The 12,130-nt window shown below is 65.5% G+C and carries 12 protein-coding genes; 10 read left to right on the top strand and 2 right to left on the bottom strand.

Annotated elements, in window-relative coordinates; translation table 11 throughout:
* Positions 1-2: 2 nt before the first annotated feature.
* The gene (locus EAT51_RS19170; RefSeq protein WP_122379261.1) at positions 3-860 is read left to right on the top strand and encodes a replication initiator protein A; all 858 of its coding nucleotides are present in this window, start codon (positions 3-5) and stop codon (positions 858-860) included.
* A 162-nt stretch (positions 861-1,022) separates the two neighbouring features.
* Here the strand turns inward: EAT51_RS19170 and EAT51_RS20365 are convergent, their stop codons facing one another.
* Positions 1,023-1,163, bottom strand: coding sequence for a hypothetical protein (locus EAT51_RS20365; protein WP_158612759.1), 141 nt, complete (start codon positions 1,161-1,163; stop codon positions 1,023-1,025).
* Here EAT51_RS20365 and parA point away from each other — a divergent pair.
* The 9 genes from parA (at position 1,162) to EAT51_RS19115 (ending at position 11,768) form a co-directional block, all read left to right on the top strand.
* Complete coding sequence (parA, locus tag EAT51_RS19160) at positions 1,162-1,800, top strand: ParA family partition ATPase (protein WP_122379259.1); 639 nt, start codon at positions 1,162-1,164, stop codon at positions 1,798-1,800. The genes EAT51_RS20365 and parA overlap by 2 nt on opposite strands.
* Positions 1,797-2,084, top strand: coding sequence for a chromosome partitioning protein ParB (locus tag EAT51_RS19155; RefSeq protein WP_122379279.1), 288 nt, complete (start codon positions 1,797-1,799; stop codon positions 2,082-2,084). The genes parA and EAT51_RS19155 overlap by 4 nt, the downstream gene beginning before the upstream one ends.
* On the top strand, positions 2,081-2,638 hold the full coding sequence (locus EAT51_RS19150; protein ID WP_122379258.1) for a DUF2840 domain-containing protein: 558 nt from the start codon (positions 2,081-2,083) through the stop codon (positions 2,636-2,638). The genes EAT51_RS19155 and EAT51_RS19150 overlap by 4 nt, the downstream gene beginning before the upstream one ends.
* Positions 2,635-3,234, top strand: a complete 600-nt coding sequence (locus EAT51_RS19145; protein WP_122379257.1) for a S26 family signal peptidase — start codon at positions 2,635-2,637, stop codon at positions 3,232-3,234. Before EAT51_RS19150 ends, EAT51_RS19145 begins: the two co-directional genes overlap by 4 nt.
* Before the next feature lie 460 nt (positions 3,235-3,694).
* A complete protein-coding gene (locus EAT51_RS19135) occupies positions 3,695-5,686 on the top strand; it encodes a relaxase/mobilization nuclease and DUF3363 domain-containing protein (protein WP_130561907.1) in 1,992 nt (663 codons plus the stop codon).
* A gap of 195 nt (positions 5,687-5,881) precedes the next feature.
* Positions 5,882-6,265: a hypothetical protein gene (locus tag EAT51_RS19130; protein WP_130550568.1), complete on the top strand. Its 384-nt coding sequence runs from the start codon at positions 5,882-5,884 to the stop codon at positions 6,263-6,265.
* 58 nt (positions 6,266-6,323) lie between these two features.
* On the top strand, positions 6,324-7,610 hold the full coding sequence (locus tag EAT51_RS19125) for a TolC family protein (protein WP_130561906.1): 1,287 nt from the start codon (positions 6,324-6,326) through the stop codon (positions 7,608-7,610).
* Positions 7,607-8,599, top strand: a complete 993-nt coding sequence (locus EAT51_RS19120) for an efflux RND transporter periplasmic adaptor subunit (RefSeq protein WP_130550566.1) — start codon at positions 7,607-7,609, stop codon at positions 8,597-8,599. Before EAT51_RS19125 ends, EAT51_RS19120 begins: the two co-directional genes overlap by 4 nt.
* A 13-nt stretch (positions 8,600-8,612) precedes the next feature.
* Positions 8,613-11,768 carry an efflux RND transporter permease subunit gene (locus tag EAT51_RS19115; protein ID WP_130550565.1) on the top strand — a complete coding sequence of 1,052 codons (3,156 nt, stop codon included), beginning with the start codon at positions 8,613-8,615 and terminating at the stop codon, positions 11,766-11,768.
* Between the two features lie 87 nt (positions 11,769-11,855).
* Here the strand turns inward: EAT51_RS19115 and EAT51_RS20465 are convergent.
* Positions 11,856-12,130, bottom strand: a 275-nt coding sequence (locus EAT51_RS20465; RefSeq protein ID WP_205965182.1) for a hypothetical protein, incomplete at its 5' end; no start/stop codon positions are given.

Below are 12,130 nucleotides of genomic sequence, written 5' to 3'. Positions count from 1 at the left end.
TCATGTCCAGTCCCGCGCTGCCGCCCCGGCAGCGGCCGGTGCAGGAGCGCGAACAGCTCGACCTGTTTCGCGCCTTGCCCGGCGACATGGCGCCGCGCGACAGCCAGGACTTGATGGCCTATCCGTTCTTCTCACTGGCGAAGTCGCGGCGCACGGCGCCGATCAACTTTCGCGCCGGCAACGTGACGATCCGCGTGGAAGGCACGCAGGAGCACGGCATCGCCACGATTTGGGATGCGGACGTGCTGATCTGGGCGGCCTCGCAGATCGTGGAAGCGAAGGACGCGGGTCTGCGGCCCTCGCGCCTGATGCACGCTACGCCCTACGAGATCCTGCGCTTCATCGGGCGCGGCAAGTCGCTGCGCGACTACCAGCGCCTCAAGGCCGCGCTCGACCGGCTGCAATCGACCACGGTGGCCACGTCCATCCGCGAGACGACCGGGCGGCGTCTGCATCGCTTCTCGTGGATCAACGAATGGAAGGAGCTGGCCGACACCAGCGGCACGCCGCTGGGCATCGAGCTGATCCTGCCGGACTGGTTCTATGCCGGCGTGCTCGACGCCGCCCTGGTGCTGACCATCGATCCGGCGTATTTCCGGCTCACGGGAGGCATCGAACGCTGGCTGTACCGCCTGGTGCGCAAGCATGGCGGCAAGCAGGAACACGGCTGGCAGTTCGACTTCCGCTACCTGCACCAGAAATCCGGCAGCATCGCCAAGCCCTACGACTTCGCCTGCGACTTGCGCGCGCTGGTCGCGCGGCAGTCGCTGCCCGGCTACGTCCTGGGCATCGAGCGGATGCCGGACGACGGCATGGAGCTGCTGACGTTCAAGCCCGTGCCGCCGACGGCACGGGGATAACTCTGGGACAAGCTGTGAATGGTGTCGTGCTATCAGGCGTGCGAGGTATCGTGCTATCAGGCGTGGCCCTATCGTGCTATCAGGCGTGCCAATCGGCCGCAAACCCGCGCCAGCATTGGGTTTTCTCGCCCTCTAACATTCCTAACTTAAATTCTCTAACTTTTAGTAGAGCAGCGCCGTTTCGGTGGACAACTGCCGAAAGGCAAAAAGCGCCGCCGTCCCGAAGACAAGAACAGCCCCGAAACCAACCCCGTTCGGCAAGGCAAAACCCGGCTGGCTTTCCAGCTTGGAGGGCCGCGCCATGATCGTCGCTCTGCTCAACCAGAAAGGCGGCGTCGGCAAGACCACGCTCGCCACGCACATCGCCGGCGAACTGGCGATGCGCGGCCAGCACGTCGTGCTGCTGGACTCCGACCCGCAGGGTTCATCACTGGACTGGACACAGCGCAGAAGCCAGCAGGGTTTGCCAAGGCTGTTCAGCGCCGTGGGCCTCGCCCGCGAGACGCTGCACCAGGAAGCGCCCGAGCTGGCGCGCCGCGCCGATCACGTCATCATCGACGGCCCCCCGCGCATTGCCGCCCTGGCGCGCTCCGCGCTGCTGGCGGCCGAGCGCGTGCTGATTCCCGTGCAGCCCAGCCCGTATGACCTGTGGGCCAGCGCCGAGATGGTGGCACTGATCCGCGAGGCACAAGTCTTTCGGCCTGCGCTGCGCGCGGCCTTCGTCATCAACCGGCGCGTCAGTACCACCATCATCGGCAGGGAAGCACGGCAGTCGCTGGCCGAACAGCCGCTGCCGGCGCTGCGTAGCGAAGTGCGCCAGCGCATCGTCTTCGCCGACAGCGTGGCCGCTGGCCGGCTCGCCCGCGAGACGGCGCCGGACAGCGCCGCCGCACGCGAGATCGCCGCGCTGGTCGATGAACTGTTGCGGTGGCCGGCATGAGCAGCGATAGCACCACCCGCAACGGTTCGCGTGCCAGCAAGCGCGTCGGCATCGGCGCACGTCCGCCCGCGAATCCGCACGCCGAGGCGTGGATTCGCCAGGGCGATGCCGATGCGCTCAACAAGGGCGACCTCTACACCGCACGCCTGACCCTTGACGTGACGCCCGCGCTGCGCGCGCGCATCAAGATCGCCGCCTTCGGCCAGGGCGTGACCGTGGCCGAACTGCTGCGCGGCCTGCTGGAACGGGAGTTTCCCGACAACCGCACGGAGAACCTGCCATGAACCCATCCATCGCGCCTGCCGCGAACGCGGCCACGGCGGCTGCATCGACCACGCCATCGCCGTCACTTTCAGCACTCGCGGGCCAAGCCGGCAACGTGCTGCTGACGCGCGTATCGCTCGCCTACATCGAACCGCGCTTCAAGCTCTACCTGCGTTTCGGCGAACCGGCGTGCACGCTGCGGCTTGACCGCTGGCGGCGCTGCGCGGTGTTCCTGCCGCGTGCCATGTTCTGCCGCGTGCGCTGGGAAGCCAACGACTACGGCACGATCCGCTGGCAGCTCATGGTGATGCAGGCCGGCGCGCCGCCGGACGACGTGCAGCGCATCCCCGGCGTGCGGCCCGGCGCACGCCTGCTGCTGCACGCCGAAGGCGAGAACGCGGTGCGTGCCGTGCTGGAACGCATCGACGGCATCGACGCGCAGCGCATCGCCGCCATCGACGTGTCGCCCGCGTACTGGCGCACTCTCGCCAACCGCTTGGCGGCCCGCCTGGCGCTGCCCGAATACACCGCCGAGCGGCACACCGCCTGGCTGGCCGGGAGGACGCTGCCATGACGGCCCAATCCACCAGCGCGCGCACGCCCGACGCCGCGCCGCATCCACGCTCGCGCCTGCGCGCTCGCCTCGTGCTGGCGGGCTTCGCCGCCGTCGGCCTCGCTGCGCTGGCCTGGGCGGCGTTCGTGCAGCCGTTGCCGCGTCTGATCTACAACCCGTCCGACAGCGTGGCAGTCGGCTGGTATCGCGTCGATCCACTCGACCATCGGCCCGCCTCGTTGCCACGTCCGTTGTCCGTGGGCAGCATCGTGCTGGTGCCGCTGCCCGACAGGGCCGCCACGCTGGCTGCGCAGCGCGGCTACCTGCCGACGCGCGTTCCGCTGCTCAAACGTGTGGGCGCGGTCGCGCCGCAACACGTCTGCATCGTCGCCCGTCAGGTTCGCATCGACGGCGTGCCGGTGGCCGCCGCGCTGCCTGCCGACCGATTGGGCCGGCCGCTGCCATCCTTGCAGCTTTGCCGCCGCCTCGAACCGGGCGAGCTGTTCCTGTTGAGCGTGACCAATCCGGCATCGTTCGACAGCCGCTATTTCGGGCCGGTCAGCGCATCCGCCGTGATCGGCGACGCGCATCCGGTCTGGCTGGAGACACGCCCATGATGGCCGCCGACTCGCTGCACGTTGCCGTGCCTCTCATCGTGCCATCGGGCGTGTCGTCCTGCTGTTCGTCGCCGCGTCGTCGCGCGTGCAGTGCGGGTGCATTCGCACCGCACTTCGCGCTGCCTTCGGCGCAGCCGTCCAACGTGCAGGCGTCTTGCCTCGAACGCGCCCGGCCTGCGGTCGTCGTTGCGTTCGCCGGCGGGCTGGCTGCAAGCAGCACAGCGCCGCCGGGCCGCCGACGCCCGGAGCGACAGCGAAGGGCAAAGGCGGAAGGCAAGACAAAAGGACGCGGCACCGGGCCGCGTCGAAAGCCTGTCTGCACATGGGGGGAACGCGGCACGGAGCGGCTTCGCCGCCGTGCCGCGTTCGGCGCGAGGGTCGCGCCAATGCAGGCATGTCCGCGTGCTTCGCACGCCCGAGCACGCCACAACTTCGGCCAGAGCTTGCAGGGAGCGCAGCCATGACCGATCCCCGCGACGACGATTTCCGGGTGCGCCCCAGCGCCCCGAGGAACCGGGGCAAGGGCCAGAGCTTCGTTTCCAAGGTGCTCAAGCAGGCGGGCAAGGCCAGCAGCGGCAAGTCGGCGGTGCGCCGTCCTGCCACGGCTGGGGACAAGGGCCAGCGGCCCGGCTCACGCCTGGGGCGCGGCCATACGGCGGCGCGCTTCGCAGGGACGAGGCTGACGCCCATGTCGCGGCGCGTGACCATCAAGACGCTGCTGGTCAACCAGCGCAACGCCAGCCCGCAATCGCTCGCCAAGCACCTGCGCTACGTCGAGCGCGACGGCGCGGGCCGCGATGGCGAACCGGGCCGGGCCTACGGGTCGCAGGCCGACGAAGCCGACCTCGACGCCTTCAAGGAACGCTGTCAGGACGACCGGCACCATTTCCGCTTCATCGTCTCCCCGGAGGACGGGGCCGCGCTGGACGACCTGCGCACCTACACCCGGCACCTGATGAACCGCATGGAGGCCGACCTGGGGACGCGGCTGGATTGGGTGGCGGTCGATCACTGGAATACGGACAACCCGCACACCCACCTGATCGTGCGCGGGCGCGACGACACTGGCAAAGACCTCATCATCGCCGGCGACTACATCGCCCACGGCGTCCGCCATCGCGCCGCCGAGTTGGCAACCGAATGGTTGGGGCCGCGCACCGAACTGGAGATCCAGCAGACCTTGCAGCGCGAGGTGGAGCAAGAGCGGTGGACGAGCCTCGACCGCACATTGCAGCGCGAAGCCGGCGAGGATGGCCGGGTACAGATCGAACGCTTCGACGAACCGACATTGCAGCGCCAGCGCCTGCTGCTGATCGGCCGGCTGCAACGCTTGCAGCGGCTTGGCCTGGCCGACGAGGTGCAGCCCGGCACCTGGGCCATTCATGCGGATGCGGAGAAGACCTTGCGCGCCCTGGGCGAGCGTGGCGACATTATCCGAACGATGCAGCGGGCCATGAGCGGCCAGGCGCGCGAGCTGGCGGTGTTCGAGCCGGGCCAGAATGCCGATGGAAGTGGCCGCACCATCGTCGGCCGCGTGGCCGCCAAGGGGCTGGCCGACGAGCTGCACGACCGCGGCTATCTGGTCATCGACGGCGTGGACGGCAAGGCCCACTACGTCGCGCTCAATGCCCGCGACGAGCTGGCGAACTACCCGACCGGTGCGGTGGTGGAGGTGCGCGGTTCTGCCGAGGTACGGGCGGCCGACAAGAACATCGCCGCGCTGGCGAGCGATGGCCTGTATCGCGCCGACCACCACCTTGCCATCGAACAAGGCCGGGCCACGGCTGGACGCGATCCGCAGGAAGTCGTCGCGGCTCACGTTCGCCGGCTGGAAGCCCTGCGCCGGGCCGGCATCGTGGAGCGTGTGGCCGATGGACTATGGAAGGTGCCGGACGACCTGGCCGAGCGTGGCCGCCAGTACGACGCGCAACGGCTGGGCGGCGTGGCGGTGGAACTGAAATCGCACCTACCCATCGAGCGGCAGGCCCGTGTGATCGGGGCCACCTGGCTCGACCAGCAACTGATCGGCGGCGGTCGAGGGCTGGGCGACTTGGGCTTTGGTGGCGAGGCCAAGCAGGCCATGCAACAGCGCGCCGACTTCCTCGAAGAACAGGGGCTGGCCCAGCGGCGCGGGCAGCGGGTGATCCTTGCTCGCAACCTGCTGGGGACGCTGCGCAATCGGGAGCTGGCGCAAGTCGCAAAGGATATTGCCGCCGATACTGGCCTGGAGCATCGGCCCGTCGCCGACGGTCAGCGCGTGGCCGGCATCTACCGGCGCTCCATCATGCTAGCGAGCGGGCGCTACGCGATGCTGAACGACGGCAAGGGATTCAGCTTGGTGCCGTGGCAGCCGGTGATTGAACAGCGGCTGGGGCGGCAGCTTGCCACAACGGCGCACAGCCGAGGCGTGTCGTGGGAGATTGGGCGGCAGCGTGGACCTACCATTGGATAGCAGGCTGTTGGAACACGTTCATAAAAGGATATGACTCATGTTCAGCCTCAGAGCATGACCCATGTGCTGTTGTTAACGATACTTATGTGGCCAAATGAAACCTGTATTGGTTGTTCAGCAGTAGCGATAAAAGCTATACAGTCCCTCTCCCCATGAAATTGTCTAACACATGAATTCTCCTTAGAATCAGAGGCTATGTCCCGTACGATCCGACAACTTCTCCGTCTATTGCGCCTTCCGGCGCTGACGGTGTTGTTGTTTTCGGTACTGGCCAATCCGGTTCTTGCCACGGTAGGGGATATGCACGAAGCCGTGCGTGGCAATACTGCGCATCTGGATCATCCCCTTCAGGCACATGATGCCAGCGATGATGCAGTCATCGACGACGATGGAAAAACGGGCGATCTATTGCACGCCCTGATGCACGGTGTACATGGCTGTGGCCACCAGACGGCGCTTCCTGCGTTGTTCGTGTCTCTCATCTTCTCTCAGATTCCTGCTGTAATACCGCATTCCGAGTCGGTATTTTCGGTTTCTGCTGGTCAGACTTCGCCGATCCGTCCTCCGATCGCAGGTTGATGTCCCGTCCGGTTCCTTGGGAACCGGCGCACGTCCCTGAGTTCATCGGAGAATCCCCATGTGGTTGCGATTGGCGGCATTGGCCGTCTTCGCGGTCGTGCCCGTGCTTCACGCACAGGAACGGTCGCCTGTTCCCCTTTTCACCCTCGACCAAGCGATCCAGCGGGTCGCCTCAACTCACCCCGACCTACGCCTGGTTGATGGTCGTCGCGACGTGCTGCAGGCCAACTTGGATGCGGCCGGCCTGCGCCCGCCGCTGACGCTGGGTGCGACGCTGGAGAATGCCGCTGGCAGCGGCACCTACCGTGGCTTCGACCAAGCCGAGTTGACCGTCACCCTGGCCGGTACGCTCGAACGCGGCGGCAAGCTCGATGCCCGCCGTACCCTGGTGCAAGCCAACATCGACAACCTCGCGCCGCAGCGCGAGATTGCGCGTCTGGATCTGCTCGCCGAGACGGCACGACGCTATCTGGCGGTCACTGCCGCAATTCGGCAACGTGAGATTGCCGATACCGACATCGAGCAGCGCAAGCGCAGCGTCGAGGCGGCACGGCGACGACATGAGGCTGGTGCCTCGCCCGAGTCGGTCGTGCTGACCGCACAAGCGGCGCTGGCCGAGGCTGAGTTGAATCGTGAGCGCGCGCAACAACGCGAGCGGGCGGCCCGCCAGACCCTGGCGGCACTTTGGAACCAGCGCGACCCGGACTTTGGCACGGTCGCTGGCGATCCGCTGGCGCTACCGGCGTTGGAGGATTTTGCGCAGTTGAGCGCCTGGCTGGAGAGAACGCCCGAGTTGGCCCAATTGGCAGGCGAGGCGCGCATCCGCGAAGCGCAGGTGCGCTTGACGCGTAGCGAGACCAAGGCCGACCTGCAATGGCAGATCGGCGCGCGTGCCCTGCGAGGCGATGACAACGACGTGGCGCTGATCGCGGGCCTGAGCGTGCCGCTAGGTGTGTCGCGTCGCGCCCAGCCGGGCATACGCGCCGCAGAGGCGGAACTGGCCCTGAGTTCTGTCGAACGTGAGGCGCTGTCGATCCAACTGTATTCCACGCTGTCCAGCGCCTATGGCGACTACACGACTGCGCGGATGGAAACCGAACGCCTTTCCCGGGACGTGCTGCCACGGTTGGCGAAGGCCGAACAGGCCGCCGACCGCGCTTGGCGCGCCGGGGCGATCAGTTACATGGAGTGGGCGATGTTGCAGGACCAGCGGGTACAGGCGCGCAGCCGCCAGTTGCAAGCCGCTCTCGACGCTCAGACCGCCCTCATCGAAATCCAACGTCTGACCGGCCAGCCCGTCGTCGCGGCTGCCGGCACCGCCTCCCATTCGGACAACACCCCATGAAGATTATTGCAAAGAGCCTCTCAGCCACGGCGCTGGCCTTGACGATTTCCCTGTTATTGGCCGGTTGCGGCAAGCAAGACGCTGCGCCAGCCACAGAAGACAAGTCAACGCATGCCGACGAGGAAGCCGAAGGCTCCCACGAAGAAGAAGGTGGTGAGCACGAAGAGGCCGCCGAGTCCACGGTCATCGACAAGGCCGAGGCCGATGCGAACGGCATCGCGGTCGCCCTGGCCGGCCCGGGCACCATCGCACAGGAACTGGAAGTTCAGGGCTTGCTTGCCGCGATTGACGGTAGCGTGGCCCAGGTCACGGCTCGCTACCCCGGGCGCATCCAGGCGTTACGCGCCAACGTCGGTGACCAAGTAAAAGCTGGACAGTCGCTGGCGGCTATCGAGAGCAACCTCAGCCTGAGTACATACTCGGTGGCAACGCCACTGTCGGGCGTGGTGTTGAGCCGGCAGGCTCAGGTCGGCGGTGGTGCAGCCGAAGGCCAGCCATTGTTCGAGATCGCCAATCTTTCCAAGGTCTGGGCTGACCTGAACCTGTTCGGCGACCAGATCCGCCAAGTGCCGGCCGGTGCTCCAGTCACACTCACCCGCCTGTACGACGGCAGTGCCGCCCAGGCCACCATTGAGCGCGTGTTGCCCGGCACTTTTGCCGCCAGCCAGAGTGCGATTGCCCGCATCACGCTGGACAACGCCGATGGACAGTGGCGGCCTGGCATGGCCGTGACCGCTCGCATCACGACCGCTCGCCGGGATGCGGCACTGGTGCTGCCGCTGGCAGCGTTGCAGACGATGGACGGCCGCGACGCGGTGTTCGTGCGTAGCGGTAATACCTACACTGCGCGTGCAGTGAAGACCGGTGCCCGTGATGCCACCCATGTCGAGGTTCTCGAAGGCGTGAAGGCCGGAGAAGAAGTGGTGGTTGCGCAGAGCTATCTGGTCAAGGCGGACATCGAAAAGTCCGGCGCCTCCCACGAGCACTGAGGAGACCGCCGACATGCTCGAGAAAATCATCCGCGCCTCGATCAATCATCGTTGGTTGGTCATGACCCTCACCCTGGCGCTGATCGCGGTAGGTGTCTGGAGCTTCAGACAACTACCGATTGACGTCACTCCCGACATCACCAATGTCCAGGTCCAGATCAACACGTCTGCACCTGGCTACTCACCCCTGGAGACCGAACAGCGCATCACCTATCCGGTGGAGACGGCGATGGCCGGCCTGCCGAAGATGGACTATTTCCGCTCGCTCTCGCGCTACGGCCTGTCGCAGATCACCGTGGTGTTCAAGGACGGCACGGACATCTACTTCGCCCGCCAGCAGGTGGCCGAACGCTTGTCGCAGGTGAAATCGCAGATCCCCGACGGTGTGGAGCCGACACTGGGGCCAATAGCCACCGGCATGGGTGAGATATTCAACTACACGATCGACGCCGACCCGAAGGCTCGCAAGTCCGATGGCACGACGTACACCGCTACCGATCTACGCACGTTGCAGGACTGGGTGATTCGCCCGCAGTTGCGCAACGTGCCTGGTGTCACCGAGGTCAATACCCTGGGCGGCTACAAGCGCGAGATCCACGTTACCCCTGATCCTGCACGGCTGCGCGCGCTCGGTTTCACGCTTGAAGACGTGGTACAGGCACTGCAGACCAACAACCAGAACGCCGGTGCTGGCTACATCGAACGTAATGGACAGCAGTTCCTGGTACGCATACCGGGCCAGGTGGCTGACATCCCGCAGATCCAGTCCATCGTGCTGGGTACGCGTGGTGCCGCGGTCCTGCGCATCCGCGACGTGGCTCAAGTGACCGAAGGCCTGGAATTGCGCAATGGTGCGGCTACCCAGAACGGACATGAGGTAGTGCTGGGCACGGCGATCATGCTGGTCGGTTCCAACAGCCGCGACGTGGCCCAAGCTGTCGCGGCACGCTTGAAGGAAGCTGGCAAGAGCTTGCCTGAGGGCATCACTGCCACGCCGGTCTATGACCGTACCGTTCTGGTGGACCGAACCATCGCCACGGTAGAGAAGAACCTAGTCGAAGGTGCACTGCTGGTCATCGTCATCCTGTTCGCACTGCTGGGCAACTTCCGTGCGGCACTGATCACCGCCGCGGTGATCCCGCTGGCGATGCTGTTCACCCTGACCGGCATGGCCCGCACCGGCGTGTCAGCCAACCTGATGAGCTTGGGCGCGCTGGACTTCGGTCTGATCGTCGATGGTGCGGTGATCATCATCGAAAATTGCCTACGCCGTTTTGGCGAGCGACAGCACGAACTAGGCAGGACACTGACCCTTGATGAACGCTTTGGCTTGACCGCCAGCGCCACTGCGGAGGTGATCCGTCCCAGCCTGTTCGGCCTGGGCATCATCACGGCCGTGTACCTGCCGATCTTCGCCCTGAGCGGGGTGGAAGGAAAGATGTTCCACCCGATGGCGATCACCGTGGTGATGGCCTTGGCCGGCGCGATGGTGCTGGCGCTGACCTTCGTGCCTGCGGCCATTGCCCTGGCCTTGGGGGGCAAGGTCGAGGAAAAGGAGAACCGAGTGATGGCCTGGCTACGGCGGCGCTACGAGCCGTTGCTGGGCTTCGCCTTGCGCCGCGGCGCGCTGGTCGGTATCGGCGCTGTGGTGTTGCTGGCGGGCAGTGCGGCCCTGGCCACTCGCCTGGGTAGCGAGTTCGTGCCCAACCTGGACGAAGGCGACATCGCCCTGCAGGCCATGCGCATCCCCGGCACCAGCCTGACCCAGTCGGTTGAGATGCAGCGGCGACTGGAAACGCGCCTGCTCGAAGTCCCCGAGGTGGAGCGCGTGTTCACCCGCCTGGGCACGGCGGAAGTTGCTTCCGATCCAATGCCGCCATCCGTGGGCGACGCTTATGTGATGTTGAAGCCGCGCGATCAATGGCCTGATCCATCCAAGCGCAAGGAGGCACTGGTCACAGAAATACAGGCCATTGCAGCCAAGGTACCAGGCAACAACTATGAGTTCAGTCAGCCGATCCAGATGCGTACCAATGAACTGATCTCCGGCGTGCGTGCCGACGTGGCGATCAATCTCTATGGCGATGACTTGGACACTCTGTTGCAGGTGGGTCAGCGCATTGCAGCCGCTGCTGGCAGTGTGTCCGGTGCGGCCGACGTACGCGTGGAGCAGGCGGGTGGTTTGCCGTTGTTGTCTGTCGTGCCAGACCGACTTGCGCTTTCTACCTATGGGCTGAACTTGGAGGACGTGCAGGCAACGGTGTCTACCGCCATCGGTGGCGAAGTTTCCGGCCAGTTGTTCGAGGGTGATCGTCGTTTTGACATCGTGGTGCGCCTGCCCGAGACACTGCGTCAAGACCCCGCTGCTATCGCTGCACTGCCGATTCCGTTGCCGGCCTTGCCGGACGCGGGAGGTGATGGCAAGCCGCGCACTGTGCCACTGGGCAGTGTGGCCAAGGTGGAAATGATCGAGGGCGCAAACCAGATCAACCGCTACAACGGAAAGCGTCGCATTGCAGTCACTGCCAACGTGCGCGACCGCGATCTGGGTGGCTTCGTGGCCGATTTGCAGCAGACCATCAATGCTCAGGTCCAGGTGCCTACCGGCTACTGGATCGAATACGGCGGCAGCTTCGAGCAACTGATCTCGGCCAGCCAGCGCTTGGCGATCGTGGTGCCGGTGACACTGGTGTTGATCTTTGCGTTGTTGTTCTGGGCTTTCGGATCGGTCAAGGATGCGGCGATCGTGTTCAGTGGTGTGCCGCTGGCGCTGACCGGTGGGGTGATGGCGCTAATCCTGCGCGGGATTCCGTTCTCGATTTCAGCGGGCATCGGCTTCATCGCCCTGTCCGGTGTTGCGGTGCTCAACGGCCTGGTGATGATCAGCTTCATTCGGCACATGCGCGAACAGGGCGAGTCGCTGGAACAGGCGGTGCGGCACGGTGCCGTGACCCGCCTGCGGCCGGTGTTGATGACGGCATTGGTGGCCTCGCTGGGCTTCGTGCCCATGGCGCTCAACGTCGGCGCCGGTTCGGAAGTTCAGCGACCACTGGCGACGGTGGTCATCGGCGGGATCATCTCCTCGACCCTGCTGACACTGGTGGTCCTGCCAGTGCTGTACCGATGGGTGCATAGCCGCTTTCCCGGAAAGCAAACACAGGCTGCGTGACGCCAAGCCCCGGATCACCCGCCGTTTCTTGGCGGGTGATCGGCGTACTGGTGCGAACACTAAACACCCGCCCGTAGCAAGGAGGACTCAGGAATGAGTGTCGATCACTCGCGTCATCGTCGCGATGGCTATGTCCAGGGTTCGCCGCAGAGTCCCCGATAAGGCATGTGCCATGAATGAATGTCGCCGAAATAAATCTCCGCCGAGCGCTGCGCAAGCCTTGTTCGTCAAGGCTTGGACCGGCCAGCCTTTCGTAGACATCCGGTTGCCATAATTGATGGCAATGACCGAGGTGTTTATGGGCAACAGCAAGCAGTACACGGATGAGTTCCAGGCCGAAGCGGTGAAGCAGGTGATCGAGC

The sequence above is a fragment of the Pseudoxanthomonas winnipegensis genome (assembly GCF_004283755.1).
In the GTDB taxonomy this organism is placed as follows: domain Bacteria; phylum Pseudomonadota; class Gammaproteobacteria; order Xanthomonadales; family Xanthomonadaceae; genus Pseudoxanthomonas_A; species Pseudoxanthomonas_A winnipegensis.
The sequence above is the reverse complement of the archived record's forward strand: the minus strand, read 5'-3'. Positions and strand labels throughout refer to the sequence as shown.